Origin of the sequence: Vibrio spartinae, assembly GCF_024347135.1 — a bacterium.
Taxonomy (GTDB): Bacteria; Pseudomonadota; Gammaproteobacteria; order Enterobacterales; family Vibrionaceae; genus Vibrio; species Vibrio spartinae.
This window is the reverse complement of record NZ_AP024907.1, coordinates 2,525,820-2,551,553: the sequence shown is the minus strand read 5'-3', so window position 1 is coordinate 2,551,553 and position 25,734 is coordinate 2,525,820. Positions and strand designations below refer to the sequence as shown.

At 46.1% G+C, this 25,734-nt stretch carries 41 protein-coding genes; 3 read left to right on the top strand and 38 right to left on the bottom strand.

The window, feature by feature from the left end; all coding sequences use genetic code 11:
* Nucleotides 1-7 precede the first annotated feature (7 nt).
* The 37 genes from OCU60_RS11225 to OCU60_RS11045 all read right to left on the bottom strand — a co-directional run bounded on the left by OCU60_RS11225 (nt 8) and on the right by OCU60_RS11045 (nt 22,910).
* Nucleotides 8-1,804, bottom strand: coding sequence for a phage tail tape measure protein (locus OCU60_RS11225; protein WP_074373311.1), 1,797 nt, complete (start codon nt 1,802-1,804; stop codon nt 8-10).
* 122 nt (nt 1,805-1,926) lie between these two features.
* Nucleotides 1,927-2,298, bottom strand: coding sequence for a phage tail assembly protein (locus tag OCU60_RS11220; protein WP_074373312.1), 372 nt, complete (start codon nt 2,296-2,298; stop codon nt 1,927-1,929).
* A 61-nt stretch (nt 2,299-2,359) separates the two neighbouring features.
* Entirely contained in the window at nt 2,360-2,710 is a 351-nt protein-coding gene (locus tag OCU60_RS11215) for a phage tail tube protein (protein ID WP_074373313.1), read from the bottom strand.
* Between the two features lie 10 nt (nt 2,711-2,720).
* Nucleotides 2,721-4,202, bottom strand: coding sequence for a phage tail sheath subtilisin-like domain-containing protein (locus tag OCU60_RS11210; protein WP_074373314.1), 1,482 nt, complete (start codon nt 4,200-4,202; stop codon nt 2,721-2,723).
* Nucleotides 4,195-4,383, bottom strand: a complete 189-nt coding sequence (locus OCU60_RS11205) for a DUF2635 domain-containing protein (RefSeq protein WP_074373315.1) — start codon at nt 4,381-4,383, stop codon at nt 4,195-4,197. Before OCU60_RS11205 ends, OCU60_RS11210 begins: the two co-directional genes overlap by 8 nt.
* Complete coding sequence (locus OCU60_RS11200) at nt 4,384-4,980, bottom strand: hypothetical protein (protein ID WP_074373316.1); 597 nt, start codon at nt 4,978-4,980, stop codon at nt 4,384-4,386. It lies immediately after the preceding gene.
* Nucleotides 4,977-5,522 (bottom strand): phage virion morphogenesis protein, encoded by a 546-nt coding sequence (locus OCU60_RS11195; RefSeq protein WP_074373317.1) that lies wholly within the window; start codon nt 5,520-5,522, stop codon nt 4,977-4,979. Before OCU60_RS11195 ends, OCU60_RS11200 begins: the two co-directional genes overlap by 4 nt.
* Nucleotides 5,519-5,953 (bottom strand): gp436 family protein, encoded by a 435-nt coding sequence (locus OCU60_RS11190; RefSeq protein WP_074373318.1) that lies wholly within the window; start codon nt 5,951-5,953, stop codon nt 5,519-5,521. Before OCU60_RS11190 ends, OCU60_RS11195 begins: the two co-directional genes overlap by 4 nt.
* Nucleotides 5,954-5,959: 6 nt before the next feature.
* Nucleotides 5,960-6,424 carry a hypothetical protein gene (locus OCU60_RS11185; RefSeq protein ID WP_139302121.1) on the bottom strand — a complete coding sequence of 155 codons (465 nt, stop codon included), beginning with the start codon at nt 6,422-6,424 and terminating at the stop codon, nt 5,960-5,962.
* Nucleotides 6,425-6,488: 64 nt separating this feature from the next.
* Entirely contained in the window at nt 6,489-7,376 is an 888-nt protein-coding gene (locus OCU60_RS11180; protein WP_074373320.1) for a Mu-like prophage major head subunit gpT family protein, read from the bottom strand.
* Nucleotides 7,377-7,402: 26 nt separating this feature from the next.
* On the bottom strand, nt 7,403-8,341 hold the full coding sequence (locus tag OCU60_RS11175; protein ID WP_074373321.1) for a phage protease: 939 nt from the start codon (nt 8,339-8,341) through the stop codon (nt 7,403-7,405).
* 241 nt (nt 8,342-8,582) lie between these two features.
* On the bottom strand, nt 8,583-9,302 hold the full coding sequence (locus OCU60_RS11170; RefSeq protein ID WP_074373322.1) for a phage head morphogenesis protein: 720 nt from the start codon (nt 9,300-9,302) through the stop codon (nt 8,583-8,585).
* Complete coding sequence (locus tag OCU60_RS11165; protein ID WP_074373323.1) at nt 9,295-10,881, bottom strand: DUF935 domain-containing protein; 1,587 nt, start codon at nt 10,879-10,881, stop codon at nt 9,295-9,297. Before OCU60_RS11165 ends, OCU60_RS11170 begins: the two co-directional genes overlap by 8 nt.
* Entirely contained in the window at nt 10,878-12,455 is a 1,578-nt protein-coding gene (locus OCU60_RS11160; protein WP_074373324.1) for a terminase large subunit domain-containing protein, read from the bottom strand. Before OCU60_RS11160 ends, OCU60_RS11165 begins: the two co-directional genes overlap by 4 nt.
* Nucleotides 12,452-13,027 (bottom strand): DUF3486 family protein, encoded by a 576-nt coding sequence (locus tag OCU60_RS11155; RefSeq protein WP_074373325.1) that lies wholly within the window; start codon nt 13,025-13,027, stop codon nt 12,452-12,454. The genes OCU60_RS11160 and OCU60_RS11155 overlap by 4 nt, the downstream gene beginning before the upstream one ends.
* 9 nt (nt 13,028-13,036) lie before the next feature.
* Nucleotides 13,037-13,327 (bottom strand): VpaChn25_0724 family phage protein, encoded by a 291-nt coding sequence (locus OCU60_RS11150; protein ID WP_074373326.1) that lies wholly within the window; start codon nt 13,325-13,327, stop codon nt 13,037-13,039.
* Nucleotides 13,328-13,654, bottom strand: coding sequence for a DUF2730 family protein (locus OCU60_RS11145; protein WP_074373327.1), 327 nt, complete (start codon nt 13,652-13,654; stop codon nt 13,328-13,330).
* Nucleotides 13,651-13,881, bottom strand: coding sequence for a TraR/DksA family transcriptional regulator (locus OCU60_RS11140; protein WP_074373328.1), 231 nt, complete (start codon nt 13,879-13,881; stop codon nt 13,651-13,653). The genes OCU60_RS11145 and OCU60_RS11140 overlap by 4 nt, the downstream gene beginning before the upstream one ends.
* A gap of 133 nt (nt 13,882-14,014) precedes the next feature.
* Nucleotides 14,015-14,599, bottom strand: coding sequence for a hypothetical protein (locus OCU60_RS11135; protein ID WP_074373329.1), 585 nt, complete (start codon nt 14,597-14,599; stop codon nt 14,015-14,017).
* Nucleotides 14,569-14,847, bottom strand: a complete 279-nt coding sequence (locus OCU60_RS11130; protein WP_074373330.1) for a hypothetical protein — start codon at nt 14,845-14,847, stop codon at nt 14,569-14,571. The genes OCU60_RS11135 and OCU60_RS11130 overlap by 31 nt, the downstream gene beginning before the upstream one ends.
* Complete coding sequence (locus OCU60_RS11125) at nt 14,848-15,270, bottom strand: DUF5675 family protein (RefSeq protein ID WP_074373331.1); 423 nt, start codon at nt 15,268-15,270, stop codon at nt 14,848-14,850.
* A 123-nt stretch (nt 15,271-15,393) separates the two neighbouring features.
* Nucleotides 15,394-15,861, bottom strand: coding sequence for a hypothetical protein (locus tag OCU60_RS11120; protein WP_139302122.1), 468 nt, complete (start codon nt 15,859-15,861; stop codon nt 15,394-15,396).
* A gap of 4 nt (nt 15,862-15,865) precedes the next feature.
* The gene (locus OCU60_RS11115; RefSeq protein WP_083602667.1) at nt 15,866-16,276 is read right to left on the bottom strand and encodes a Mor transcription activator family protein; all 411 of its coding nucleotides are present in this window, start codon (nt 16,274-16,276) and stop codon (nt 15,866-15,868) included.
* A gap of 181 nt (nt 16,277-16,457) precedes the next feature.
* Nucleotides 16,458-16,598 carry a hypothetical protein gene (locus OCU60_RS11110; protein ID WP_261854722.1) on the bottom strand — a complete coding sequence of 47 codons (141 nt, stop codon included), beginning with the start codon at nt 16,596-16,598 and terminating at the stop codon, nt 16,458-16,460.
* A 19-nt stretch (nt 16,599-16,617) separates the two neighbouring features.
* Entirely contained in the window at nt 16,618-16,794 is a 177-nt protein-coding gene (locus OCU60_RS11105; RefSeq protein WP_159439469.1) for a hypothetical protein, read from the bottom strand.
* Complete coding sequence (locus OCU60_RS11100; protein WP_074373333.1) at nt 16,791-17,363, bottom strand: gp16 family protein; 573 nt, start codon at nt 17,361-17,363, stop codon at nt 16,791-16,793. Before OCU60_RS11100 ends, OCU60_RS11105 begins: the two co-directional genes overlap by 4 nt.
* A 4-nt stretch (nt 17,364-17,367) precedes the next feature.
* Nucleotides 17,368-17,538 (bottom strand): hypothetical protein, encoded by a 171-nt coding sequence (locus tag OCU60_RS11095; RefSeq protein ID WP_159439470.1) that lies wholly within the window; start codon nt 17,536-17,538, stop codon nt 17,368-17,370.
* Nucleotides 17,539-17,590: 52 nt separating this feature from the next.
* Nucleotides 17,591-17,794 carry an ANR family transcriptional regulator gene (locus OCU60_RS11090; RefSeq protein ID WP_074373334.1) on the bottom strand — a complete coding sequence of 68 codons (204 nt, stop codon included), beginning with the start codon at nt 17,792-17,794 and terminating at the stop codon, nt 17,591-17,593.
* Nucleotides 17,795-17,796: 2 nt separating this feature from the next.
* On the bottom strand, nt 17,797-18,012 hold the full coding sequence (locus OCU60_RS11085; protein ID WP_074373335.1) for a hypothetical protein: 216 nt from the start codon (nt 18,010-18,012) through the stop codon (nt 17,797-17,799).
* Nucleotides 18,009-18,446 (bottom strand): hypothetical protein, encoded by a 438-nt coding sequence (locus OCU60_RS11080; RefSeq protein ID WP_074373336.1) that lies wholly within the window; start codon nt 18,444-18,446, stop codon nt 18,009-18,011. The genes OCU60_RS11085 and OCU60_RS11080 overlap by 4 nt, the downstream gene beginning before the upstream one ends.
* A gap of 15 nt (nt 18,447-18,461) precedes the next feature.
* Entirely contained in the window at nt 18,462-19,073 is a 612-nt protein-coding gene (locus OCU60_RS11075; protein ID WP_074373337.1) for a DUF3164 family protein, read from the bottom strand.
* A complete protein-coding gene (locus OCU60_RS11070) occupies nt 19,070-19,258 on the bottom strand; it encodes a hypothetical protein (protein ID WP_074373338.1) in 189 nt (62 codons plus the stop codon). Before OCU60_RS11070 ends, OCU60_RS11075 begins: the two co-directional genes overlap by 4 nt.
* On the bottom strand, nt 19,246-19,491 hold the full coding sequence (locus tag OCU60_RS11065; RefSeq protein WP_074373339.1) for a hypothetical protein: 246 nt from the start codon (nt 19,489-19,491) through the stop codon (nt 19,246-19,248). Before OCU60_RS11065 ends, OCU60_RS11070 begins: the two co-directional genes overlap by 13 nt.
* Complete coding sequence (locus OCU60_RS11060) at nt 19,481-19,705, bottom strand: hypothetical protein (protein WP_074373340.1); 225 nt, start codon at nt 19,703-19,705, stop codon at nt 19,481-19,483. The genes OCU60_RS11065 and OCU60_RS11060 overlap by 11 nt, the downstream gene beginning before the upstream one ends.
* An 8-nt stretch (nt 19,706-19,713) precedes the next feature.
* Complete coding sequence (locus OCU60_RS11055) at nt 19,714-20,667, bottom strand: AAA family ATPase (protein ID WP_235862181.1); 954 nt, start codon at nt 20,665-20,667, stop codon at nt 19,714-19,716.
* Between the two features lie 19 nt (nt 20,668-20,686).
* The gene (locus OCU60_RS11050) at nt 20,687-22,681 is read right to left on the bottom strand and encodes a transposase domain-containing protein (RefSeq protein WP_074373341.1); all 1,995 of its coding nucleotides are present in this window, start codon (nt 22,679-22,681) and stop codon (nt 20,687-20,689) included.
* Nucleotides 22,682-22,685: 4 nt separating this feature from the next.
* Nucleotides 22,686-22,910, bottom strand: a complete 225-nt coding sequence (locus OCU60_RS11045) for a helix-turn-helix domain-containing protein (protein WP_074373342.1) — start codon at nt 22,908-22,910, stop codon at nt 22,686-22,688.
* 222 nt (nt 22,911-23,132) lie between these two features.
* On the opposite strand from OCU60_RS11045, the gene OCU60_RS11040 reads away from it, so the two are divergent.
* Together OCU60_RS11040 and OCU60_RS11035 are read left to right on the top strand one after the other, a co-directional pair.
* Entirely contained in the window at nt 23,133-23,552 is a 420-nt protein-coding gene (locus OCU60_RS11040; RefSeq protein ID WP_074373343.1) for a DNA-binding protein, read from the top strand.
* Between the two features lie 129 nt (nt 23,553-23,681).
* Complete coding sequence (locus OCU60_RS11035) at nt 23,682-23,867, top strand: hypothetical protein (protein WP_074373344.1); 186 nt, start codon at nt 23,682-23,684, stop codon at nt 23,865-23,867.
* 218 nt (nt 23,868-24,085) lie between these two features.
* Here the strand turns inward: OCU60_RS11035 and OCU60_RS23040 are convergent, their stop codons facing one another.
* Nucleotides 24,086-24,415 carry a LysE family translocator gene (locus OCU60_RS23040; RefSeq protein WP_390903494.1) on the bottom strand — a complete coding sequence of 110 codons (330 nt, stop codon included), beginning with the start codon at nt 24,413-24,415 and terminating at the stop codon, nt 24,086-24,088.
* Nucleotides 24,416-24,790: 375 nt separating this feature from the next.
* Between OCU60_RS23040 and OCU60_RS11030 the strand changes: the two genes are divergently transcribed.
* The gene (locus OCU60_RS11030; protein ID WP_074373346.1) at nt 24,791-25,696 is read left to right on the top strand and encodes a TauD/TfdA family dioxygenase; all 906 of its coding nucleotides are present in this window, start codon (nt 24,791-24,793) and stop codon (nt 25,694-25,696) included.
* Nucleotides 25,697-25,734 lie beyond the last annotated feature (38 nt).

Below are 25,734 nucleotides of genomic sequence, written 5' to 3'. Positions count from 1 at the left end.
GTTCCTCTCAATTGACCATGGCCTGACCGGGCAGACCTGAAACATCAACACTAACCTGTGGTTTGCGACCATCATGAGATGTTCTGACATTTACATCGATACGACCATTCAGAGCTGGATATCCTGTGCTGGGTTGCGGCAAATTATAATTACCGGTGACATAGCCCGATGTACCTTCCGGGGACGCGGGATGAGTTGGTAATGTCTGGAGAGATGAAAAGAGCTGTTTTACTTCATCCCAAACATCGAGTATTCCGGGCGTGACCAGCATCTTCTCGTTGTCGTTCAGACCTGCAATTCGTTCTTCTTTACGAGTAAATGACAGCGGGCTGAATTCAGGCGTCATGGTGAGGCCGTAACCGACGGTGGTCGCTTTTGCTATTTGTGATGCACTACTAAACAACCGACGGAATCTGCTGCCCCCTTTACGATTGCTTTCTGGCATATCTGGCTTTAGTGAATTATTGCTGCTCCAGTCCTTCATATTAACAACAAAGACCCGCTGTACCCCCAGATCAAACCCACCGTTTTTTCCGGGGCCTTTCTGACCCGTCCCGAAGATTTGTTGTAGGGTATCATAACCGCCTTTACCCATCCGGTAGGTACCACGAACCGCGAGAGCACCACCAAGCAGCGCCGCTCCGGTGACTAATGTTTCCAGCCCGGCTTTTACCGTTTTACTGTCCAGCGAACCGATGGCATCGGCTAACTCATTCAGCGGCTCGGCCAGATTATCGTCTGCAAATGCCAGCAATTGATTATTCATCCGAGTCATTGCGCCATAAAATCCATGTGCATTTTTCTCGGCTGCTTTTTGGGTATAACCGAGTTCGTAGGTGCCATGAGCCATATCATCCAGTAACTGGCGGTTTTTGGGATCTAGCAGTGCGGATAAACCTTCCATATCTGTACTGGTAAATATGTCTTGAAGTTTTAGTCGATCATAATTTGCAGCTTTGAGGACTTCATTTAATAGCTCTATGGGTTTCTTAATGTTTTGTGTTCCCTTTACAAATACATTCACACCTTGATTTTTTAAAAATTCAATATTTTTTTTGTCAGTCAAAGATGAATATACGCCCTGTATGGATGTGACGACTTCTTCAGCAGAACTTTTATTTTTAGCAAAAACCTGAGCAAGTGCTCCCATCTGAGCAATCGCCTCCGGCCCTTTATCTTGAATAATAGAAAACAGAGACGGGGCGACGCGGGCAATATCAGCAACACTTAAAGACCCTTTTGCAAATTGGGCAAAAAGCTGATCCAGTGTTTGCAATACTTCCTGAGGTTTAGTTATCCCTTTCTCATAAAATTTCGCCAGTAACCCTGCCGCATATTTTGAATCAACCCCGAAGCCCTGCATGGCTATCCCTAGATTGCGGATATTATCCTGCACAAATTCAGCTGCTCCGGTCAGGCTTTGTAATTCATCAACACCCTCAGCCAGCAATGACATATCAATTCGGATATCGTCCTGATCTGCGATTGCTTTGATGCTCTCACGCAGACTGGCAACTTGTTCGTCACTCATCTGAGCATTCGTTCCCATTCGTCGAATGATTTTGTCAAAATCCGCTACTCCCTTAACCATCGTTCCGGTAGCAAATGCAGTGGCCGCACCGGTATAACGGTTCTGGATCTTATCCAACGCTTTACTGGCTTCACGAGTTGAGTTACGAACAATTGACATCGCTCGTGAATTTTTTTTGGCGAATCGGTTCATAGCACCGCCATAAGCTTTCGCCTTGGCAACCATGTTACCGCTCATATTAATGACGAATTCACTGACCAGTTGTTGCTGCATGTTTTAACTCCGCTTCTATTTTGTGGATCAGTTTCAATAGTTTGGGGATGGGGTAGCGTGTCAGCTCTGGGTATGGCAGGTGTGTGATACGCGAGACCCTGATACAACTTATCTCTGCCAGCTCACTCAGCTGGCACATCTCGCCCCCGCTCGCTCACTCCTTTAATCAGGCCATCCAGCTTCTCCGTTTCATCTTGCAAGGTTTGGAGATCGTCTGGGTGGAGCTGGCGTAGTTGCTTGAATGTCAAAGGCCCCTGTATTTCACCAACAGATGAAATCTGACGGCGCAACAACTCGAATCCATAAAGCACTTCAGAGGTATAGGCGATAGCTTTTTTCCCCTCATCAACAAACACCACCCGCTCAGCTTCCATTGCCGCATCAATCAAATCGGCACTGGTCAGCTCACGTAGAACAACGTCATACTGTGGCTCTGCATCTTTACCCTTGCCGAACATCAGACCATGCCTGAATGAAAATTCATGTTTTGCCATGTTTTATATCCCGTTTAAAGATGATTTAAACGACTCCGGCAGTCAGGCCGGAGCCGACACATCAGATTTTTTTAGCTTTTTTCCCGACCCATTTGCCAGTATCTGTGGTGCCTTCATCACTAATCCCTATCGGCTCGGCCAGCGTCGCACCAGTAAGCATATATGACAGCCCATTGTTGCCATCGAATGTAATGGTGGCATCAGTGATCGCGTTGAGTTCAATTACATCGACATCTTCATCAACAGCAAACTGGCACTCAATATAAGGAACCACGGTTTTTTCTGAAAATCCGCGCACCTTTCCACCTCCGGTATGCTCGGTGCGTTGTTTACCACCGGGGTGAAATTTCGCGGTACCGGTAGTTTTCCACTCCTCACCATTCGCCCGAATGGTTGCTTCACCTAAAATCATGTCTTACTCCTTAAAGCTGAAATTGTGTGGTTACGGCCAGAATACGGAAGCCATTCACAAGGTTGGGAGAACACATCACATTGACTCGATTCTTATTATCGTTATCACGGACAACGGACAGCGTGGATTTGAATGTCTCAAAATCTTCAACCAAGCCTTTTCCTTCCCATTCGAGGAATTTATCGAGAAAGTCAACCCGCAACGTTTTAGGGGTCACTACAGGTTGACCGGGTTCCAGCTCATCCAGAACATCATCGCCTGCGAGTTTGTGCCGTGGGTAATTCTGGGTGATATGTGCTTTCATCGAATAGCGCAGATAACCCAAAGTCGATGGGGTAGTGATATCTAAATAACTGGGATCAGGACTGCCAAACTTGTTGACCTGATAGGTCGAAATTTCCCGCTCAATACACACTTGGTTGGAAGCATCCACAAAATAGGTCGCCACACCGTCATGGAGGTGCAAATTACGTTCGGTTAGATCCCATTGGTCGCCCTTAGCGGGTGGTAAAATACCTTTGAGAGACAAGGTTTGTAGCGGCTGTGCTGGGTCAATCGCTAAATAATATGCGGCAGTACCCGCATAGCTGGCCGCAACTTCCCAAGAAGGCGTGGGCATCTTATTTGTGCCCATACAGGTGATAAGATAATCGTTTCGGGTGCTGCCCCAAGTCGAGGTTTCTGCATGGGTACCACGAAATGCAGTATATGCAATCGCTTCCTGCATACGCATCGGTCCCCAACGAGCAATGAGCTCATCACGCAGTGTATTGAGACTGGACTGATCGTTGTATGGCATAACGATATGGTTAAACCATTCATCGCCAATTGCTGCAACAATTGCTGTCATATCCGGGGTGCCGGTACCACCGGACATTGTACCGACGGTACAGATGATCCCCTTCGGTAGTTGCTCTCCGGTATAGTAGTTGATACGCAGATCGATATCGTTGCCTGTGATACCTTTATGCTTGCATATCAGCTTGACAATATTGGTACTGGCACCGGCTTGGGCAGTTACGCGCAGCTCACTGCCGAGTGTCGCATTGAGGGTGGTGATTTTGGCGATCACGCTGGCCGCAACATCAGCGGCTGTGTCTCCTTCAGACACCCCGACCTGAACCGATTTTCCGCCAATCATCAGATAGCAGGTTCCGGAGGCCATTGCAGTGCCACTGAAAGTAAAACCGTCAGCACTTGCGGCCGCACCATCGGTTAAATCTTCAATCCCCATCGCAACCGTTTCTGTATAGTTGTTGGCTTTGCGCAGACGCAGCAACATATCGGTTAGTATTGAATCACCGAACATCTGCCGCGCACTGTCGTCGCTGGTAATCGTGTGTTGCACCAGCGGTGATGCAACAGCATCTGCACCCATCTGACCGACGACCAAAATTTTATGCACCATTGCCGGGGTGCCGGAAACTGCCAGAGAGTTATCGAACTCCATATAAAACAGCGGCACCCGGATATCGTTTGGAATATCACTCATTGGTTACTTCCTTCTTGGTTTTGCCCGACGCCGGTGAGCTTTTGGTTACATCGCCGTCATTGAGACGCCGTACCCAGTATGCATTGCGTCGAACGGTTTCCCCTGCGACATTTAAAAAGGTGCCGTCAGGTTTGCGAACGGTCAGACCATCTCTCGGTTTAATAAAAATCATTTGTATCATTCATTGCTCCAGTTCAATTGTTGCCTGAAGTTGAGGCCCGCCGTCTGACTGCAACATGGTCATATCGCAGGTAATAAAATCGTCCATATTGGCAGTGTCAGGTGGTGTGTTAAGTCGGCATTCCTGCTGCCATTCCACCGCCCAGATTGCGACCCCAATGTCATCAAATGCCTGATTGGTGAGGCTCTGCCATCTCGCTTGTTCAACCTGACTATGGGCAACATCTCCGAGCTTTCTGGAAAAGTCAGGTGACACTACGGTCATTCCCAGCCTTCCGGCAATCAGTTCCGCCCGCTCTGCACGGTTTTTCCCATAGTGGTCATCAGTCATGACAAATGCAGCAAACTGAATGGTGCCAATGGTGTAGCCAGCGCTGCGCTGAACATTGATAACATTCAATCCAGCAATCTGAATACAGCCGCGTCTTGTCACGTTCTGTTTCACATCTGCGGTTGTATTAAACCGCTTGTGGTAGCGGGCGACATTGCCGACTTTATCCAGCTCCTTGTCCGTGCCTTCAAATATCGGCTTGAGGGTTTCGACAACCGACTGGCAAATTGCCAGCGTGCCGAACTGAGTATTCAGCTCTGGTTTCATTTGAGCATGTCTCCGTAAAAGTCTCCGATTAATGTCAGTAAATCTGTTTCGTTTTCAGATGACAGGCCGAGGTATTCGCGCTGTGGGACCTCCAGATGACGGCTGTGTGCGCTCACACTCTGATAGACCGGGAAAGCCAGCTCCCGGCCAAACGCCTGATGAATCAGCCGGGTATGCGCCGGTACACTGACCATCCCGTCAAAACCGTCGTTCTGGACAGCGGCATAGGCCAGCGACGAACCGATAGACACCTGATTGCCTTTGACGTAATACTGGATCGAGTCGTCCAGAGCACCATCACCCATTAGCAATGACTGATTACCGTGGCGCGTACCTGAGTATTGCGGGCTCCATTCCGGCCATGGCGAGCCATCCGGTGCGGTTTTCTCATTCCTGATCCGTCGGTGCATCTGGCTTTCAGCTTCAGCCCCGATGAGATGCATCAGCTTGTCACGGTTGCCGGTGTCACTCAGTCGCTCCAAAAACTGACGCATCTGTTGAAGCTCGGTATCACCGTTATAGATAGTTACACTAATACTCATAATATGTACCTGAGACTGTCACGGACTGATGGCCGTGATGCATCGATCACCTCAGCTTTCCCTTTGGCCGTTTCGGTGGGTTTGCTTGCCGCAGGTAAACCTAAATCGCGTTTGCCGTCGCGGATTTCCCGTAGCGTTCTTAGCGCGTCGTCATAACGCTTTTGCACCAGTTCTGAAATATTGCCGTCCCGGTCAGCCAGCCAGTAAAAGGCCATCGAGATCGCGCACCGGTTCAGCAACGCAGGCACTTCCAGAAGCGGCAGTTCAAAGCAGGTCAGGAATGAATCGATCTCAATCGAGGCATCAGATATTGCAGCATCGATTGCCACCGTGTTGAGCTGCGAGTTGTCATTCGGTGAGGTTGCCAGTACCCACAACATGGATTCATCCCGGTCCAGCAAGTCCTGTTGAGTCACATAGGAAAGTGCCATTGCTGATTACTCCGTGTCGATTCCGGCTTCGAGTTGTTTCACACTCAGCGCGGGTTCATTCTTCAGCCGCTGATACTCGGCTTCGGTTAGAAAGACAGATTCAATATCCGGATTTTCTAACCGGATAGCCCTGATATCTGCGTCATCCGGCACGACGAATGCGTGAGAGCCTTCAGAGGACCAGAAACGGCCACAACGCCAGAACCCGGTTTTCTTGGTTGCTTTTACTTCAACAGGCAAAAGACAGGGTTCAGCCTGCTGCGTCTCAACGGGAGGTTGTTCATCCGTTCCGGTATCGGTTTGAGTAATATCTGTCGGTGCCTTCCCGGTTACTTCAGGCGACTGACTATTCGGTTGCGGTGTCTCAACGGAAGTTTCAACAACCGTTTCAGCATCGCTTTGGGTAACGTTTGTCGGTGTTCCAGATTTGTCATTACTGCGGCGTGTGGTTTTGGTTTTCGCATTGGTCACGGTTTCATCCTCTGTGCCGGTCCGGGGCATCCCGGAACCGGTTTTCAATCATGTTTAAACGGGGTTACTTGATATACTCGGAAACAACCAGATCGAACTTTTTGAACAGGGTATTATTGGTGCCGTTGATTTTTTCAGTGAGCACCAGATCTTCTCCGACTGATTCGTTGTCTCCGCCAACTACCAGAACGGTACCTTTCAGTCCCAGCGGCTCACCGCTGTCATTTGTAAATGACCGCAGCTTCTTCCGAGCTGCATTGAGGTTTTCTTTAGTTAGCGGAGCTTTCGAGCCGATTGCCATCTGCCAGAAACCGAACCCGCTATTGTTACGACCATCGGTTGCATAGATATATTCGTCATTGAGTACGACGTGATCACTGCTCATATCATCCAGAGCTTTGAATTCAAATTTACGACGCTCCTGAAATACCATCGGCTTGAGCGGACGGGAGCAGTCCAGTAGGAACCAAGGTTCCCCAGTATCGTTTGCTATATCACCAACGATATTGGATACAATGCCATCCGCCATCGGATGATCGGTGTCAAAAAAGTATTGACCGTCATAGCATGTTTCCGAAAACCCGGAGCACAGCAGACTAAATGTAATTTTGTCAGGGAAGAGCTTAACGCCTTGCCCCATTGTTTGCGCCTGTAAGCCGTACTGACCGAGCAGGTCATCGTCTACATCATCTTTATCTACGACGATAGAGGACTCGAATTTTTTATTGGTGATGGTGTAACCATGCTTCGCCAGTGTTGCGAGCTGACGGTCACCGACCCATTCTTTGATTTCCGGCCAGCTTCCCAGAAAACCGTAGTCTTCCGATTTAGTTGACGATGGCAGTATGGTTGCAATTTTTTCTACCTGAGATTCTGCACCATCGAAACCAATTTGATAGGCAGCCGACAGGCCGGTAGTCATATTGCGTAGCTGTTCAGCAGTAATTGGCATGAAAATGTTCCTTATAGTTGGTTAAGTTACTTCGCAGCCAGAAACTGCGCTTCGGTCAAACCGAGTTGACGGCAGATAGCCAGTTCGCCTTCGGTAAGCTTGGTCTGGTCACTGTCAGGAGCTTTGTCATGCTGATGGGTATCGCTGACCAGTTTCGGAGCACTTTTGGCAAATGCCTGAAACTTTTCAATGCCCCCTTCGGCGCGACAGACGGCCAGATACATTTCTTTGTTGGCCGGTGCAATTTTGCCTTCAGTGATCGCCGTATCGACCAGAGCTGTAATATCGGCTTCCTGTCGCTCTTTGACTTTTGCCTCCGCTTCAGTGGCACGGTTGAGCGCCAGTTCATAGGTCTCTTTGGGAATAAATTTTTCCAGATCCGGATTTTCAGCACGGTTGAGTGCCAGTTGTGTATCGTCTTTGAGTTTGTTAATGGCATTAACTGCTTCATGTTCTGTGGCGGTTTCAGAATTGAGGGATAACGCCACAGCAATAGCCGCTGGAATTGGCATGGGTTGTTTCTCCTGTTGATGATTGAGAGCAGGGAGTTTCAGATTGGGTTTGTTGGTCAGGCCCACACTGGAAAGCCCCAGAATGTTGCCTTCAGAATCGTGGTAGAACGCGGGACTGATGTAACGGTATTCTCGGTTGGTAATCGTTGCCGTGCCGGATGGATTCGGGGTGAGGTGTGCCCAGATTTCACCATCACGGATTTCAAGCTTGTCGAACCACCCCTGAGCAGGGGCTGGTTCACCTTTCGGTGCTTTGATTTCGGTTGCGTGCTCGATATCTAGCGGGATATCCCTGCCGACATTCTGCCAGTAGATGACGACCTGTTGCGGGTTGCTATTGACAAAGCTGCGGCCATCATTCCCCGTCATTGGCCCGGCGGGTAATAATTTCAACCACTCTGGTACATCATCCTGAGGCAGCTCAAAACAAAGGGATAAATAAAGTTGGTTCATTTCTGGCGTCCAATGTAGTCATCGAATGCCAGATTACGGGAAAGAGATTTGAAACCAGATTAACGTGGGTTATTGCTTTAGGGCAGTGTTTTTCATCACCCATCACATTTTATGATGTCGAGATTTATCACAACCTCATTTAAACCCCGTTTAAATTCGACGGAGCGCGTTTAAACGGAATGACAACGATAAACGATGCAGGTTTTCTTTTCTTCGTTGTGAGAGAGGCTTACAGAGCGTTTTATTGTTCCGGCATTTTTTCGATACCAGCATTATAATTCCACCCCGGATCAATCCCCTCAGGCACACGCTCTACTTCACCAGTACGCTTGTTGACCAGCTTCCGGGTTTTAACCTCTGGTGCGGTGGTATTTGCACCGGCTGCGGTCAGGCGTCTGGCTTCTCGTTCACTGGCCTGTCTGACCCGACACTTACAGCCCCACCCATTGGGCGGAAAGTGAGTTTTCCAGAATTCATGACTGGCTGGCAGCATCAAGTTATGCCATCTCTTATGCTCTAGTCGGTGCTCTCTGCTGGGGCCGAGTTCATAGATCAAATAGGGGTGTGTCTCCTGAGTCCGCTCAATACGCTGCCACTGGCCAGCAGCGCGGGCGGTTCTCATATTGGTCTTATAAATTGTCTTGAGTCTGGCATCACTGCCGAGCTGAACCAGCTTGGTTTCCTGAGTCAGTGGATCATTCATCATCTGAATTCCCCACCATCCTTTTTTAACCAGCATCGGTTGCAGCAAATCACGAAACTGTTTGAATGTCATGCCATCGGCAAGTGCCTGCTCTACAATGGCCCGGGTATCGGCCAGTATATCTTCGTGCATCATTTTAGCGACAGTGAATGCATTGTTGTGCTCTTGCTTCCAGACATCACGGTAATCAAACCCCGGCTTGAGCTGCTTACTCGTCAGATAGTCCAGTGCTTCCTGTGGGATATTGTCATCAGTCATCTTGAACATCTCCCATTGCACGAGCCTGCCAGCACAGTTTTGCCATCTGTTCAATAAACGCCTGTGCATCGAGTTCTTCAGCAAGTTTCGGCAGGCTAGTCGTAAACTCATCAAAACTGACCGACTCATTTGCCAGTTTGAGGATCGGGCTTAATACCGGGTCGCTGACTTCTTGCCATTCGTCCAATGCCTGACGCGTCATTTCATCGAGCTCCTCTTCACTGTTAAGTCGCCCCTGACGATTTAATGCCAGATTTAACCCCGGATTAAACAGCGGCCAAGCATGGTTTAAACTGAATTCATTTGGCGGTGTAAGCTGACCGGCTGGAACCAGTAACTCGGCATCCTTATCAGGGTCTGATAGTTTCATCCGGTCACGAACGTCACTCATCTGAACTTTCATGCCCCGGTCAATTAGCGGAACCAGAGATTCGACCCAAGTCTTGGTATCTTCTGTTTCTTCAGGTTCAATTTTGATAACCGGATAGTTTTCCTGCACACCGTAATTCATATCGATAAACGGCTTCACAAGAAACTCATTGAATGTGTTGGCAAGTTGTCGTGCATCCCAGCGGGTAATATCGTTACGTACATCGTTATGCACTGTGGCCTGAGACTGACTGGAACCATCATCAGTGGTCATCGTCTGACCCAAAACCGCTTTGGATATCTGCCGATCAGCCCACTCGGCCATATTCTCGAACAGAGTTTCACCCCCATTGCCTTTAGCCGTTTCAATCATGTCGATCTGCATTGATTCGGGAATTGCCGCACCGGCATCGGAAGCTATGGTTGCAATAGCATTGACTAGCGTCCTGATATCTTCATCGGATGCATTGCTATGATATTTGCCGACCCTGATCGGCATACCGAAAATTTCGGCAAACGCCCACCAATCACGCACTGTATAGCTTTTGAGCATATACATCACAGCGACAACCCGTGCCAATCCATTGCGTAGCCAGTGACCTGATTTCATCCGTGGTTGATGACAGATATAGCCACACGGCTTGAGCGGCTCGCCTTCAGTCCAGTTCTTATCATTTGCCAGACGGATTTCACTGTACGTTGCTCTATCGAGCCGGATAAAACGCGGATCGACCCATTGATAATCTTTGGGCTTCCACGGCACCCGTTCAGTATTCCAGATAATTTCAACCAGACCGACTCCTTTCCCCAAGCCGTCCAGCAAATCGAATGCGCATTCAGGAATATTCGGGTGTTTGAGTAATTGACGTACTGCATCAGCCATCTCGATATCTTTCGACTCGTCACTGGCCGCTTCAACGACTGGCTCAATACTGGTCACAGCCAACTTACGGGTTGAAATAACAGCTCGATAGTGTAAATCCCGCTCTTCCATTTCTTCAGCCAGAATAAAGTAATCTTCCGGGCTACCGTGAATCGCGTTCTTCAGTATCGATGCAAGCCGGGCCGGAGTCAGTCCGGTGGCAATACTTTTACTTGCTGTGGGGGTGCGTACACCTGTCGTGTAGGCTTTACTCTGTTGATGATTGAGCGCCTGACGCTCAGCCGTGGTGAACGGCTTTCCAGTCTGAGGATTGATAATTCGATTCATAACAGGCCACCTTTCATGGCTCTGAGGCCACGGGTCATTTTCATTTGTCTTTTCACTGTATGTTGGTCGTCTTTACCGGATTTGATGCGGTGCAGTTCATAACGTCGGCATTCTTCTTTTGATGCTAGGTACGCAAGAAAAATAGCAATCGCCGAGTCGCCGTGACGCTGGCTTCCGTTTACAGATTTTGTACGGCTGTCATCGATACACGGTACACCCCGGATGATCTGAATAGCAGAGAAGTCATTGATCACGTCTTCGTTTTTTGGGATCTGCAATTCGTCATCTTCAAATGCCGCTTTAAATCTAGGCATATTTTCTCGGTAATAGGCAGTCGATAGCATGACCTCTTCAACTTCCGCACCATATCGATAACGGGCTTGTTCCGCCAAGTATTGGCCGTTGCCGCGTGCATCGAGTTTGATGCCATCACGACGTGGCATCCGGTCACAGAGGTAATAGAGAGCCTGCTCTTGCTGCTTAAATGGGACATTGGACAACTCAACTAAAAAGGGGATCTGACGTTTGGTGTCAGTCTGCACGCTACACGGTGCGAATGAGGTTAAGTCTCCGTTTCTGGCGAAGTCCTCACCCAAAGTGTGGCGCAGATTCTTTGGCAGCGAATCTAGTAATGGTTTAACGGTCTGCTCTAACCACTCTTGCATATCCAATTCACGTAGCCGCTCCGGCAAGCAGTTAAACTCAGCAGAGCCGATAAACGTAACAACCTCGTTTGGCAGAACGGCGGCACGCTCCCGATAGGAACGGGGGATATAGACGCCGCTGCCAGATTTAGGCACACAGTAATACTCTTCCAGAGCATCATCTTCTGTTTTGGTGGCTTTAAGCAGACCCGCTTTCCATGCATCTTCTGCTGGCTGGCTCCATATCTTACCCGTAACCTGACAGATACGTTTGTACAGACCATCATGACAAGCATCATCAAGGGTAATCGTATGGACACTATAATCTTTCTTTCCGGCTCGACTCTCCTGAATCAGTTCATTAAAGTCATTATCCGCACCGTTGTGGGTGGAAATCAGACGAACTTTGCAACCCCACATAGTAAGAGCCAAAGCTGCTTTCAATACTTCGGCCAGATGGTCATGGAATGCCGCTTCATCGATAGTGACGTTACCCTGCATTCCGCGCAAATTGGATGGATTTGAACTGAGCGCTTGCACCTTGAAACCGGATGCGAAATAGATCACGAAGGTCAGAATATCTTTGTCGTCATCCTCAAGCACTTCTTCACAGATTTCACCAGCGGCCTTATCAAACGCCTTGGCCCACATAGCGACTGCATCGATAAATTCGCGGGCCATCTCTTTATTTGAACCCACATAGAAATGATGACAACCGCCATCAGCCTTGCTTTTGGATGTCGTTAGTGCAGCATCACAAGCTTCGGCCCACGTTAACCCCGTCCGACGCGATTTTTCCCCAATTTTGAGCTGGCTGTCATCCTCGATCCAATACTTCTGATACGGCAATAACACTTCATCCGGGCTGTATTCGTAATGAAGGTGAGCAACAGCAGAGGCAATGGGGGATCTCTGAAATTCCTGCATCATGTGGAAAGCCCCAGAATCTGATTCCGGATCACTTTCGCCCCTTCAGAGGTTAGACCCAGACTTTTAGCTGCTAGCTCTGCTGTATCAGCAGCGTCTTCCATCGCTTGCTTGCGGATCTCTTTCTCAAGCTTCACACTGCCAGTCTGAGCTTCCTGAAGGCGTTTGATGGCTAATGCCAGTTGACCCATTGTTTTTGGATCAATTGTTTCGCCTTCCTCAAGTGCCGCCATCTGAAAATCGAATACCTGAGACTTACCAATCTCAATCAATGCACGTGCAATATCAGTCTGGGGCATCTCACCAAACTGCTGAACCCAGCTTTGAGTCATCTGTTGGGCTTGCCTGTACCGCTCCATGCCTTTTTCAAATCCCTGTGAATAGCGAGACATCGAGTTACGCTTGATGTATTCGTCATCGTCACTTACACCAGACTCAACAATCAGTTGATTGATTTGCTCCCGGATGTCTTGCTGACTCATTCGGCCTTCACGCAATAACATGTTCAATGAACTTTTGATGTCGTCAGGTAAGGTGTCAATCTTTGACTTGCGGTTTTTGGTATGTTCTTTCATAACCGTTCCTTACGGGCGGGGGCGTTTTACACCGGGGTGCTGTGCTTGACCTTCAGCGACATCAATACCGCGTTGGGTCACACGCGCAACTTGCGTTTTGGCAACCTCTTCAAGGGTGAGTAAACCTTGTTCATCCAGCCATGCAAGCTCAGCCAACACCACATCACGACTCACTTTATGGCCGTACGCATCCAGCGCTGAATCCAGAATAGATTCATTAGCCGTGTAGCCTGCGGATTCATTCAGCACACGTAAAATTACCAGCCGTCGGTCTTCTTGGAGTAATTGTTTTAATGACATTTACGCTTTGTCCTTGAGTTCGTTTTCAAGTAATAGATTGCTGATACGATCCAACCCATCAAGCTTGGGGCGAATTTCTCGAATATCGCCCCGTAAGCTTTCTATACTGAGCTTGAGGTCAGACACTTCATCATGGTCCGGTAATTGAGAGACTCGTTTTTCCAGAGCGTCATGCTCTGAAGCCATTTTGTCTTGCCGTTCTTTGAGAGCCTGTAGGTCTTCTTTCCGTGCGAATGTCTTTACCAGTACGAAACAAATTAATAAGAACAGCACGTTCAGAGCGGTTGCTAGGATCGGCCACCATGTCCGAATGAGTTCTGGTGTCATTTACTGTCCTTCTGCTCTTTGATGGTTTGGCACCGGATACAATGCACAGCATGTGGGATCGCCTGAATTCGTTGCTCTGGAATTTTGATACCACAGCTTAAACACCAACGATTGCCGTCATCATCAATATCCGGTGATTCCTTATGATGACTCTGCCGGGCTCTATTTAGAGCCATATCCCGAAACTGCTGTTCCAGTGTCTGCGCCTGGTCAATTTGTTCTGTCATTTATTTCCTGCATTATTTTTTAACTAAAACGATGCCATCATCACAATCAATTACACCAGTAATGACAGTGCCATCTTCTGTACGAACCAAGCCGAACAGAGCCTCTAATACAACTAGTCTTTCATCTGCCATCTCATTTCCTCTTGATTACGTTCCCGACCAGCGTTGTTACTTTGTCACCACTGCCTTTTGGATATTTAGCAAAGCCATCAAGTGTCCGTAGACCGAGATAAGCCCAAGCAGGTGAAGAAAGAATACTCGCGACCCATGGGTCAACCCCTGTTCCGATACCTTTTGCCTTCAGAAATTCCATAACGAAGCAATACAAAATCACAGCCCACAAGGACTGACGTGCCATGAGTGGGCGAGTCTTGCGGATGTACGGGTCTTCTGTTTTATCCCCATCCCGGATAGTTTCTTGTGTTTCGTGATGCTCCACCTGTTTATCCTGAAGTTGAAGTTCCTGACGCCGGGTGATTTCTTTCTCAAGTTCGAGCTGAATTCGTTCCAGCTCGACTCTTGATTCAGGGGGGAGGTTTTGGAGTTCACGAGTGATAGCAAGTTGCTTCTGCTGCTTGCTCAGGCTCAGTGTGTTATCCACTGTCTCAACTGCTGATGCGATTTTGTCAGCAGTATCACTGCCACCGAATAGCGAAGAAATGCCGCGAATGACGGCAGGCCCCGCTTCTAACGCGAGTGCTGCGAGTGATGCAAACATTGTTTCAGTCTCCTGATTTTTTGGATGAGATCCGTTCCTTCCGGTGTTTTGGCGATCCCCAGATGCAGACGGATGTCACACTGACTAACAGAATGCCATCCGTGATTGAAATATGACTGCATCGTTGCATCGTAGCTGTGAAACGGTGGAGTAGAAGGAGTGGGAATACCATTTGTGAATGCCAGACGTTCGGCTTCCAGTCTTTTCTCCCGGCCACGCTGCTGTGACCATTCCCAGTTGTGGCCCATCTATGCCGCCTTAATCATTAATTGGGCTTTTTCTCCGCCCAGATAATTTTCCAGCTTCTGAAGTGCGTTTTTTGATTCCAACACCGCCCATTTACCACGGAGAACCCCGAACAGCATTCCGGGAGCTATGCAGCCTTCTAATTGTTCCGGCAGGTTTGCGGCATGAAACAGAATATGAGTTCGTAAGGATGGACCATTAACCGTGACGCCAAGCTCTGGCGCAGTCAGTGCATAACAATGACCGAATTTAGGACTAATGGTTGGCTCGATTGTATATATGCCTTCCGGGATACAGGAGATCCCCTGCTGATTGTTTAACCAAGGACGTTCAATTGTTTTTGTTAATTCACTGCCATATTCATCACATAGAACAGAGTATGTTCCATGCTCGAAATAGCGGCGATATAAGATGAGAGTTTTCATCACTAGACCCAGTATCAGTAGTTGAATGGTTGGGTCTAGTGTCTGATTTTATGAATGGGTAAGTAGATTAACGTGGGTTATTGGATAATATAAGAAAGCCCCTAGAAAGGGTCCATCGTTACTTTATGATTTTTTCATAACAGAGCAGATAACTGTGTTTTGACTTCTCTGTATTTTCATTTGCCATCCATTCAGTTGACCCTCATTGGTACTATTCTGTTTCATGTCCATATCGAAAACCGCTCTGATTTTTTTCTCATCATTAGTGGGTGGAGAACTCCATCCTGAAGTTTCCTCATGAGGGATCATTTTAGTTAACTTCTGACAAGAAATAGCGCCATAGATATCAAAAGGAGCATCCGAACTGAGCTGAATTTCGAGCATTCCTCTTCCGACAGATAATGAAGCTTTCACACTTTCTTTCTCGTTTTTAAAGTCTGCAAAAGCCGTATCCCCTTTATTGTACCAGTCAATATCTCTGATACCTGAATACTTCAGTACATCTTTCATTTCATCGACAGAGTAACCATTCTGTGCCAATACAGTTCCAGAGGTTATCAGTGAAGTAATCAGAAGCATTGTTTTTTTCATACAATTACCCAAATAGATCCGGTTGACGTCGTTGTTGCTCAATCTTACGCATACGAGCCACAATTTCATAGATGGTTTTTTCAGTTAAGTGGTACTGACGTGCCAACTGGCGGGTATTATTTCCACGGAATGCGTCCCAGATCTCGATATCGCGGATAAAACGTTTCAGGGCATCACCGCGAGGTAAGTAGAACTGAGCACCGCCCAGGTACTGACCAATCGCTAATGAAAGCTGGAGGGGGAGTTTCTCATTCTCAATATGATGCCGTGATAGTTCTTGACTTAGAACGGCCCGAATTTCCAGCAGCAGCGCAGGCCAACCGTTTTTCTCTTCAGGTAAATCAGAGAGGTGATCCAATATGGATGGATCGATAGTCTCGTGTTCCAGCAAATCACTTTGTACTTCCACAAGCACCCTCGATTCCTATTTGATGTGGGATAAATTAAGAATATATGGAGGGAAATGATCCTCAAGCTCAACTTTCCTTGAAACAGATCCTATCCTTCTGCATCGATTGTTGCATGGGGGTTATAAATCTGATGTTCGAATTCATATAGAAGTGTTATCCCATCTTCAGTCATCATATATATTTCCCTTAATTGACGGTTTGTTTTTTCTTTGAGTAGTGAGAACCCCATTGCCACCCTTCAAACCAAGCAGCTCGTGATTCTGGATCTAAGTGAGGGTTATCTTTCAGTTGAACGCCGTCACTAAAATCTTTTCGACCTTGAGCCACGATATTTTCCATCCTAAGTTTACTCATCATCCGTATCCGTTGCCCGTGACTGAATACGTTTTGCTTTAGGAAGCGGCGTTCCCTGCCAGTTTCCACAGTAGTGATTCAGATACTCGATTGCAGCCTCTTTGCTCTTTCCCCCGAACTGCATCACATGCTTAATCAGTTGTTTGTCCTGCCGTGTGAAATCTGTCATTGCTGCACCAGAGTATTCAGATAGCGGTTATAAGCATTGGCAATTTCATCATAGCAAAGTAGTTTTCCTGTATCATTAGTCGGAACAATCCAAGAATGCTCATTCATCGCATCAACCATCACTCGACGATGCCAGTTTTTCAATGACTCTAATATTGTGTACGCCTGCCTGTCCGTACACCAAGCCACATGATCGACACCATCACCTGCATTCCGATGAGTCATCCGACGGACATAAGCATCAAGGGCCGTTTCAGATCCATCTCTGATGAACTCATGCTTTGCCATTGTGATCCATATCGCCCGGATTTTATCAATTTCAGCATTACGGGCTTTCCCTGATTTAGGGCTGTAACGTTTTTTGATTCCCTGTTTATTGTTCTTTAAACGGCGTTTAAACCCTTTTGCTTCCATCGCTGAGAGTACTGATTCAAGTTCTTTGATTCCCATTTTCCCGCAAGAGGATTTATTGGTTTCGGCCTCAAGCAGCATACGATAGGTTTCATCATCAAGAGCCAGCTCACGTTTACCGACATGAATAAGTTGGATGAGTTGGTTTCTGTTTTTCATCTCTCTATGCCTCATTGATAACCAGCTCGAATTCCTGATGACAATGCGGACATTCGAGTTTGTGGCTACCAGTTTCCAGAGATTGATTCAGCCCATGATCAGCGGTGTTGTTTTTACTGCCACATAGGGGACACTCGAACTGAATATTCAGTGTGATATTTGTTTCTGCATACATGATTATATTTCCTATTCGATAAAAATAAGGCCCGAAAACGGGCCACAGTTGTCTATGCGACTGCACGTTTACCAATTCGAACTGACCACTTACAACACCAATCGGAGCGACACTCTGCCCATTGTCTGTTCTGATGACGGCGTGCCTGCTGTGCTGCACACGACCATGCAAACGCAGCATCAGTCAGATTTCCTGATTGTTCGAGTTTGACAGCATGTTGCGCGTAACTCAGATATTCACTCGGTTCTCGTTTCATATTTACTCGATCCATCTAATTTGAAATCTGTGGAATTCATCAATTAAGTCCTGATGTTCCGTACTCCCTTTAAGTGCATCCGACATCTTTTGAGCCAAGGTTTCTAATCCTTTTGCGTGTCCGACACAGTATTTGCGCTGTGGAATACTCGGCCTGACATCCCAGTCGCCATGATCTTTATCGGGGTTTTCATAGTAATCAGTTAAGCTATCGCTCATATCGTCTCCATACATTCAGCTTTCTTCAGTTCGATACCTTCCAGCTTTTTGTATTGGCGACATAGAACTGAAGCTTTCGAAAAATTTGGAACATGAAATTCCACAACTTTTTCTAAATTAGGGAACCATTCTTTTGCTTTACGTTTACCAAGATCTTTGATGAGCTTTTTTCGTTGGGTCGGTGAATACACACTTTTTCTGACGAGCTTCCAGACATCTGGAATAATCACTGGTCTGTGTGCGTAATCTTTATTAGCCCAAGCTCCTTGGATAACGCCATCTATGTAAACCTGAAGACTGGTCTTTGACTCGGACTCATGGACTCGGGTTACCGCTATTTCATGCCCTTTGTACAAGAATCGAATATCAAAAAAATAGCCTGACATTTCTGCTTCGATGTCTTTCCACATTTCTTTTGTAATGGGTTGACTCATAGCTTTTCCCCTTAATTAAAGCTTGGCAAGATCGAGTGCAATCTGTTTGTATACACCGCTACTGTCACGTTCATAGATGCGGAGGTAAGGAGTTTTCCCTATGACACGAATGGAGTCGGCAATTGCGTCCATTGCTTCCAGCCAGTCGGGATCATCGATGTTCAGTTGGCGAAGAGACAGCACTTGATTCACGTCAATGTGACCTTGTTTGTTCACCCTGAATGCCAACTCGACCAATGCCTTAATCTGGTCGGTTGAGCCTTCTGACCATCGTTTGATGCACTCATCTATCTTGGCTTTTGCCGCTTGAATACGTTCGTCAAAAACACGGTGTTCACCAATACTGCGAATGATTTTGTATTTGCCGTCGAATGACACCAGCGTCACGTTTCCTTTCGTTCCTCCGTACTTAACGTCGAATTCTTCAGCGGACAGGTCTACAAAGTCGGCGACTTGCACCATTGCTTGGTTTTTAAACGCCGCCATTGCCTGTTGTGTGGCTTGAGCTTTCGCCACGATATCGAGTACTACTTCATCGCGGAGCTTGTCGATCTCTTTGATTTGACTCTCTGGGACTAAATGTCCCAGCGCATTGGTTTTGAACCCTGTCGGTGTTTGGGCTGTCATAGTGCCTCCGCTTTATTGTTTGGGGTGTGTTCGGGTAATTCTTTCATCACTGAATTTCTCAGTTTTTCGGCCAGTTGATTAATGCCGTGACACTCGCCCTCATGAGTTGTGACGATATAATCCACGCAGCCATGTTCAACATTCAGTGACAAGTTAATCACGATCTGGGCGCTCAATGATTGCATGGCTCACCTCCGTTCCACTGAATGATGCAGCCATCCAGTTGCATCGTATAAACCACCGATGGGACACCGTTCAGACATTGATGAATCGGTGTCGCTCGAACTGCCATTTCAGATGTTGGTTTGGCAATTCTGATAACGAACCGACAACGAGGGGTTTTCATTGCTGCCAGTACATCACAACCGTATTGCCGCAGTTTTTTAATCACATGCGATGCATCGCGTTCAGTTGTCATTTCGCTTCTCCTTCGCGTGTAACTTTTCATCAATCAGGTATTGCTCAAACTCGGTAAGATGGCGTTCTACTTCTTCGGCCAATTCACCCAGATCGATGTAATAGCCCATGTGTACTTCATCCCAGTTACCAGCCATTTTGTTTATCCGGCTATGAATCGAGCGTAAGCTTCGTATGTTGTGAACCAGATGTTGTGCATTGCTTAATTCTTCCATTACACACCTCACTCATTTGATTCCAATTCTGAGAAAGCCTGACGCATTACGGCTACGGTGATTGTTCCGCCCGTTGCGTACATTGCCGATAATTTCAGGGTCTTGGTTAACAGCCTCAGGCCACCGGGCCGTTCGCTGATTTGATGCATCAAATTCAGTTCTGCCGTTCCTGAAATTTTCCATGCACTTGCCACGGCTCGAACGTCTGACTGGCGAACTTTGTGCAAGCCGCGTTTTTTAGCGATACGAGAAAATAGCCGTGCAAAGTCTTCATTCCTCCGCCCCCCTGTCAGTTGGGTGTAGACTTTGTTATTCCCTGTGAACACCATGCCGATATTTGTTTCTTCCTGAAGAATGCGTAGCTCCTCAAGTGTCGGATAGTCGAGATGATCGGCTTCATCAATGATCACTAACCCCTCACTATTGCGCAGTCGGTTGCGAACAACGCGGGACAATGGGCCTTTACGCCGGGGCGCATCATCCAGCCCTAATTCCATCGCTAACTCATACAGACACTCAGTCAAACCGGAGCGGCTCGGGCTTGCGGTAACGATCCACACGTTATTGTTGTTGCGCTTGTACTCGCGTAGGGTCTCCGACTTACCGACACCGGACGAGCCGAATATCACGACAATGGATTCTGTCACTTGTGCATAGGTCAGGTCTGACGTGATGAGTTTTGCTGTCTCCGTCATCACAAATCCGGGGTTGATGATAGGTGTTGCAGTTTTCTCTTGACGCAGACGCAACCATTTATCGAGTCGATCTACGACGGCCGTCGGGTCGGCAGGATATTTACTTTTAAGAACTTGGCTCAGCGTCGCCGGTGATACGCCGATCTCTTTCGCAAGTTGTGCGGCGGAGAGTGATTTAGACTCAAGAACTGCGTTGACCTGCATCAGAATATCCGTCTGATATGCCAACGATGATGGTGATAAAGCCACGACGTTTTCCATTTCCATGTTTATTCCTCGCTAAGGTTTAAAGGCGGTTTTTGCGACGCTGTTCCATCAATGATGCAACCGCGTTTTGAAAGTTTTCTTCGTAGTCTTCCTCTGGTTCATTTTGATGAACAGAAGCTGCAATTGCGGTATTTCCAACAGAAATTGAAGGCCGGTAGACTTCGACAACCCGACTCTCAGGAGGGGTATCATCTTCTGGTTCCGGCAGCATGGCCGCCGCTTCCAATGCAGACATTTCTTGCTGGGCCTGAGCTGCTGCTTTATGGGCTTTGGTGAATTGAGTACGTTTGCGTTTATGCTCACGAGCTGCCTGCGTATCGCCGAACCCGGCTTTATCGAGACATTCAGCAGTGAACATGTGGACCCCGTTCAATGTGTATATCTCAACAGACTCATGCAGTTGCTGTGGGTCGAATCGAGCGACAACTTTTTTACCGACCAGATCCATGAGCTTTTCATTGAAATAGCGGTTCTTACGACCAGCTAAAGATCCGCCTGATTCAAGAACGATGGTGCCGTGACGTGATACACGCACAGCTTCCGCTTGTAACATCATGAGCTGAATTTGTGCTGAGGTTGCCTTACGGATAGGCGCATTTTCGTAACTGATACGGAATGCCTCATCGAATGACATAAACCCGCGACAGACTTCTGTCTGTCTGTTTTGACGCTCGTTATACATCTCAACACCAGAAGCAATAGTTTGCAGGAATACATCAGCATCAATAGCAGTGGAGCCGTAGTTATCCGGTTTAGCCATTGGATTTGGGCCAGTATATGCACCCGCAAGGGACGGGTGTTTATCGATGTATTCATCCAGCCCGCCGACACCAAATGCGCGTTCAATTGGTTTTGCCTGACCATGACCTTTACCAAGAATGACGCTAGACCAGTGCAGCTTGATACCAAGCATCGGGATGATTCCCATAGGGTCATCGTCTTTGACTTTGAATCGGTAGCGGTTTGGTACACCGCCTGTCATCCATTTATTTGCAGCGGCTCGGGTATTGTCGATCGTGATTTCTTTGGGGATGCCGTAACGCTGACAGACGTCCATGAGTGACAAACGTATGCTGTCCGTATTTTCGCTGATATCACAGCGCCAGCCGACGATTTTGCGAGTATGAACATCCTGCCAAAACCAAGTTTTAGGCCGTAGAACTTCACCGTTGAACCATTTGACAAACACGTTGTGTTGATATCCGTCCCCGTTGATCCATTCCATCGCGTGCAAATCTGCGACGCTCCGTTCTTGCGGTGGGTACATCTGCAATAATGCGTGTTCACCTTCTCTCAGTAATACTCGCTGTTGCATCGGGATTTCTTTTTCGATCCGACGGGTGATACTTTTAACACTAGGTACTATCCAGTCATGCTCTTTTGCGGCTTTTAGCAGGCGTTCATAGCACTTGGCGATGGATGGACGCTCAAGACGAAGGTAATCAGCTTTGAATGCCGCCCATGCATCGGGAGATATTTCAGCGAACTGATTCTCGCGTCTTGCTTTAGCTCCGTCACAGTGACCGGATAGCAGAGCGGGGAGCCAGTCGGATTCCTCAATTCCTTCGACTTTTTTGACATGCCGCCGCAGTGTTGGTGTAGGAACTGAGTATTCATCACTGATTGCGTCGTATGCGTCCATTGCTGGAACTTTATTGGCAAGGAGAGTTTTTACCGCACGGACTGAAAGCAGCGCTTTCTGTGCTTTTTCTTTCGATTTTGCATTCGATTTGTTGTAGCGATCCCATAATGCTTCAGCAGAGTATTTCTCTTGAGCATTGCGCTGCTTTGGAATATCGAATATTTGGTTATCGATGACTATCTTATTTTGTTTCTTCAACACCGCAGACTGTACAGATGCTGGGAGACTTGAAAGCAAGTATTCATATACTCGTCCTTTCACACCTTCAACATTCCGCTTTACCCATCCACCAGTTCTAGCTTTATATGAAATACCTTGAGGCGTCCCCGGCAATCCAGCCAGATTAATCAGTTCTTTAGCTTGAACCCACATATTACTATCCCTTTTGATATCTACTTGGCCAAATAACTGATGGTTCAACACCTAATGCTGTTGCAACGATCTCTTCAGCTTTTGGATACTTAACTCTCATTACGTTCTTGAGTGTTCCCGGTGCTAAACCAGCATCAATAGAAAGGCTGGTTAATGAAAGACCTTTCTTACGTAAAGCAGCAACAATGTCTGCACGATGCCAATCTTTCTTTATTGATTCTTTATCCATCTCATGCCACCCTAAAAAGTTACCTCTTGGTGTAATTCCGCAGGTTTACCCCTCGGTGTATGAAAGAGATTAGCTTGAAAGAAACTTAAAAGCAATTTGTTTCTTTCAAGAGTTTGGGATGATTTTGAGTTTTATTTTTCAAGATGTTGTTTTATATATAAAAATTAAAATCAAATAAAATTAATTTTGAATGAAAGAATTGTTTCTTTTAAGGCTCTTTAAATGAAAGAATGGTTTTTAACAAAAGACTTAGTTGGTAAACCTGGGATGCCAGAGACTCCACAAGGAGTAACAAACAAGGCTAGAAATGAGAATTGGTTAAAACGTAAACCGACGGGAATCAAAGGGAGAGCGTTTGAATATCACATATCAAGTTTTCCTCAATCAACACAAGCAGCACTGAACATATCTAGTGGTGTTTCAGAGCCAGCACCTACATACAACGTGGAGAAGTCGGGACTAATTGATGAGCGTATATTGGAAAAATCCATTGAAGCTGTTGAGTTATTGTGTAGCAAAAAGGGGCTGCGAGTAAATGCGTCTAAAAAAGCGAAAATTATTACACTAATTTATCTCGCATCCATTGATGATAAAAACTTAGATGAATCATATTGTTACTCGTTATTAGAACTAGCATCATGAGCTAGTTCTATAAGCAACTCTGCATCTATACCAGTATTGACGCGATATTTTGGATCAGTATCATGCTTTTTGATGACATAAATATAACTAAGTCGTCACGTCATTGGCTAATATAACAAGGAGTTTTTCGTGTCAAAAGAATGCGATGTTGTTCCGATCAATATAGAAAGAGCTCAAAATAATAAAACCCTCGCAGACCAGATTGTACAAGCAGTACAAGATTCAAATGGAGAACAAGCAAAGGTTCGCAGCATTGAATTAAAAGCATCTGAAGTAGTTATTAGGGGTGCGGTTATTTCTGTGAATCTGGACTGATTACAAATCGAATTTAAAGGCGATTTAAACGTTGATTATAGAGATGTGTTTATTATCGTTTTTATGGGCTTAAAATGCACTGGTTGGGGGCCAGTGCTCATTTTTAAAAAGCTACAAAAATAAAGCGCAGGAATCAGGAGCAACGTTCTGAAACCCACGCCATCAAAAGGATTAAGCCGAAGTATTCCCATTTAATCCTGTGAAATCCCACCTAATCCCTAGTTTTTCATTTTAAATGTCTCTATACACCCGGATAAAAAAGATTGCGTCGGAGTGATATGTTGGTGATTTAGATGGATGCCATTTGCTTCTCTGGGCTGAGCCTGAAGGCACCGATATCCAAAGTAACAAAGATAAATAGCACCAAGCCAGGTGATGAGCGTAAGTATATGAGTCGAGTGATGTTGAAACCAATACAACCCGGGCAGTAAATAAGCTGCGTGGAGAGCCATACCCAGAGATAACCCGACCGCCGTCATGATCCCGCAATACCGTGAACCACAAAGGCTATTTTTTACAGTGATCACAAAGCTTGCCCCAGGAACCATTGCACCCAACAAAGTAATAAAAAAGAGAGAAACCATAAATAATCCATTGATTGAGGTTTATAAAACAGACAGCCACTTTAATCAAAATAATGACGGAAACTTACACTTACGTATTTTTGCTAAAGAGTCAAGTTTTCGACAGGGGATAAATACAATTTTATATCACTTGAAATACACTTTGATTACAAATAGTATGTTCAAAAAATTTCGATATATTTAATTCAGCTAATGCTTTAAAGGTTTAGTTGAAATGAATACAGAAACGTTATATTCATTTAATTCTGAAATCGGACTGTCAAAACATGTCCAGATGTGATTCGGACATAAAAATCAAAATAGCGTCACAATTATATTAGTTATCATTAAGGTTAGGTTATGGGTACATCAATAAATATTAGTTCAGAAAATGTATTAGATAATATAAATCTCATATTTAACCCATTTCTATCTGCTGAATCTCAAGTCCTGAAAAATCAGTTTATCCATGGACAACGTGATTATCTTTTTTTAAAAAATATGGGATTCAATATTGATTCTGATGTTTATGCAAAAAATAGAGAATTAGATCTTGGGCTACAATATAGTTTTATGGCTTCAATGTTTAACCATCTTAACATTCACCCTGTCACTTATGAGGGAGAGAACAATGGAAAACTATTTCGTCATGTGACACCTATCCCTGGTTTCGAAAATACAAAAAGTTCTCTAGGATCAAAAGAAAATCTTGGATTTCATGTAGATAATAATCATATGTCACTAAAAAATGAAACTGTAAAAAAAGGCCATAGTTGTGTGCCTGATTATCTGGCTCTTTTTTGTGTCAGAAATAATGAGAAAATACCGACGATTATTTCAGATATTCCAAGTGCTTTTACGAAATTGTCCACACAAGATCAGCATACGCTAACCATGAAGCGTTTCAAAATAAACTACCCAGATTCATTTTCTCAAAAGGGACATGTCATTGTGCCCATTGTAAATGTTACTCCGAAAGGCATATATTCTCGTTTTGATGCTGCATTTACTCATCCTTTAGATCAACAAGCCAATGATGCCTTCCAACGTTTACATAACAAATTAATTGAAGGTCAAACGAAAATTAATCTAGAAAGTGGCGACATACTCATATTCCGTAACCAGAAAATTGCTCATGCCAGAACAGGATTTACGCCCAAGTATGATGGCTATGATCGCTTTTTACTGCGCTTGTTTGGCGTGGATTCATTAGATCGAGTGACTTCTTTATTTTCTGATAATCCATATCACGTCACTGCTTATTAATGAAATCAGAGTCTGATAAGTTTACGAGCAAACATGTC

Excerpts from the sequence above, each read along its gene's own strand:
- OCU60_RS11090 (WP_074373334.1), bottom strand. The coding sequence starts at position 17,794 with ATGAAACGAGAACCGAGTGAATATCTGAGTTACGCGCAACATGCTGTC.
- OCU60_RS11030 (WP_074373346.1), top strand. The coding sequence starts at position 24,791 with ATGGGTACATCAATAAATATTAGTTCAGAAAATGTATTAGATAATATA.
- OCU60_RS11105 (WP_159439469.1), bottom strand. The coding sequence starts at position 16,794 with ATGACAGATTTCACACGGCAGGACAAACAACTGATTAAGCATGTGATG.
- OCU60_RS11045 (WP_074373342.1), bottom strand. The coding sequence starts at position 22,910 with ATGGATAAAGAATCAATAAAGAAAGATTGGCATCGTGCAGACATTGTT.
- OCU60_RS11060 (WP_074373340.1), bottom strand. The coding sequence starts at position 19,705 with ATGGAAGAATTAAGCAATGCACAACATCTGGTTCACAACATACGAAGC.
- OCU60_RS11120 (WP_139302122.1), bottom strand. The coding sequence starts at position 15,861 with ATGAAAAAAACAATGCTTCTGATTACTTCACTGATAACCTCTGGAACT.
- OCU60_RS11190 (WP_074373318.1), bottom strand. The coding sequence starts at position 5,953 with ATGGCACTTTCCTATGTGACTCAACAGGACTTGCTGGACCGGGATGAA.
- OCU60_RS11215 (WP_074373313.1), bottom strand. The coding sequence starts at position 2,710 with ATGATTTTAGGTGAAGCAACCATTCGGGCGAATGGTGAGGAGTGGAAA.
- OCU60_RS11145 (WP_074373327.1), bottom strand. The coding sequence starts at position 13,654 with ATGACACCAGAACTCATTCGGACATGGTGGCCGATCCTAGCAACCGCT.
- OCU60_RS11135 (WP_074373329.1), bottom strand. The coding sequence starts at position 14,599 with ATGTTTGCATCACTCGCAGCACTCGCGTTAGAAGCGGGGCCTGCCGTC.
- OCU60_RS11155 (WP_074373325.1), bottom strand. The coding sequence starts at position 13,027 with ATGAAAGAACATACCAAAAACCGCAAGTCAAAGATTGACACCTTACCT.
- OCU60_RS11085 (WP_074373335.1), bottom strand. The coding sequence starts at position 18,012 with ATGAGCGATAGCTTAACTGATTACTATGAAAACCCCGATAAAGATCAT.
- OCU60_RS11225 (WP_074373311.1), bottom strand. The coding sequence starts at position 1,804 with ATGCAGCAACAACTGGTCAGTGAATTCGTCATTAATATGAGCGGTAAC.
- OCU60_RS11080 (WP_074373336.1), bottom strand. The coding sequence starts at position 18,446 with ATGAGTCAACCCATTACAAAAGAAATGTGGAAAGACATCGAAGCAGAA.
- OCU60_RS11170 (WP_074373322.1), bottom strand. The coding sequence starts at position 9,302 with ATGACTGATGACAATATCCCACAGGAAGCACTGGACTATCTGACGAGT.
- OCU60_RS11055 (WP_235862181.1), bottom strand. The coding sequence starts at position 20,667 with ATGGAAATGGAAAACGTCGTGGCTTTATCACCATCATCGTTGGCATAT.
- OCU60_RS11160 (WP_074373324.1), bottom strand. The coding sequence starts at position 12,455 with ATGATGCAGGAATTTCAGAGATCCCCCATTGCCTCTGCTGTTGCTCAC.
- OCU60_RS11165 (WP_074373323.1), bottom strand. The coding sequence starts at position 10,881 with ATGAATCGAATTATCAATCCTCAGACTGGAAAGCCGTTCACCACGGCT.
- OCU60_RS11180 (WP_074373320.1), bottom strand. The coding sequence starts at position 7,376 with ATGCCAATTACTGCTGAACAGCTACGCAATATGACTACCGGCCTGTCG.
- OCU60_RS11125 (WP_074373331.1), bottom strand. The coding sequence starts at position 15,270 with ATGAAAACTCTCATCTTATATCGCCGCTATTTCGAGCATGGAACATAC.
- OCU60_RS11095 (WP_159439470.1), bottom strand. The coding sequence starts at position 17,538 with ATGTATGCAGAAACAAATATCACACTGAATATTCAGTTCGAGTGTCCC.
- OCU60_RS11065 (WP_074373339.1), bottom strand. The coding sequence starts at position 19,491 with ATGACAACTGAACGCGATGCATCGCATGTGATTAAAAAACTGCGGCAA.
- OCU60_RS11050 (WP_074373341.1), bottom strand. The coding sequence starts at position 22,681 with ATGTGGGTTCAAGCTAAAGAACTGATTAATCTGGCTGGATTGCCGGGG.
- OCU60_RS11205 (WP_074373315.1), bottom strand. The coding sequence starts at position 4,383 with ATGATACAAATGATTTTTATTAAACCGAGAGATGGTCTGACCGTTCGC.
- OCU60_RS11140 (WP_074373328.1), bottom strand. The coding sequence starts at position 13,881 with ATGACAGAACAAATTGACCAGGCGCAGACACTGGAACAGCAGTTTCGG.
- OCU60_RS11220 (WP_074373312.1), bottom strand. The coding sequence starts at position 2,298 with ATGGCAAAACATGAATTTTCATTCAGGCATGGTCTGATGTTCGGCAAG.
- OCU60_RS23040 (WP_390903494.1), bottom strand. The coding sequence starts at position 24,415 with ATGGTTCCTGGGGCAAGCTTTGTGATCACTGTAAAAAATAGCCTTTGT.
- OCU60_RS11150 (WP_074373326.1), bottom strand. The coding sequence starts at position 13,327 with ATGTCATTAAAACAATTACTCCAAGAAGACCGACGGCTGGTAATTTTA.
- OCU60_RS11175 (WP_074373321.1), bottom strand. The coding sequence starts at position 8,341 with ATGAACCAACTTTATTTATCCCTTTGTTTTGAGCTGCCTCAGGATGAT.
- OCU60_RS11130 (WP_074373330.1), bottom strand. The coding sequence starts at position 14,847 with ATGGGCCACAACTGGGAATGGTCACAGCAGCGTGGCCGGGAGAAAAGA.
- OCU60_RS11040 (WP_074373343.1), top strand. The coding sequence starts at position 23,133 with ATGAAAGAATGGTTTTTAACAAAAGACTTAGTTGGTAAACCTGGGATG.
- OCU60_RS11075 (WP_074373337.1), bottom strand. The coding sequence starts at position 19,073 with ATGACAGCCCAAACACCGACAGGGTTCAAAACCAATGCGCTGGGACAT.
- OCU60_RS11070 (WP_074373338.1), bottom strand. The coding sequence starts at position 19,258 with ATGCAATCATTGAGCGCCCAGATCGTGATTAACTTGTCACTGAATGTT.
- OCU60_RS11100 (WP_074373333.1), bottom strand. The coding sequence starts at position 17,363 with ATGAAAAACAGAAACCAACTCATCCAACTTATTCATGTCGGTAAACGT.
- OCU60_RS11210 (WP_074373314.1), bottom strand. The coding sequence starts at position 4,202 with ATGAGTGATATTCCAAACGATATCCGGGTGCCGCTGTTTTATATGGAG.
- OCU60_RS11200 (WP_074373316.1), bottom strand. The coding sequence starts at position 4,980 with ATGAAACCAGAGCTGAATACTCAGTTCGGCACGCTGGCAATTTGCCAG.
- OCU60_RS11195 (WP_074373317.1), bottom strand. The coding sequence starts at position 5,522 with ATGAGTATTAGTGTAACTATCTATAACGGTGATACCGAGCTTCAACAG.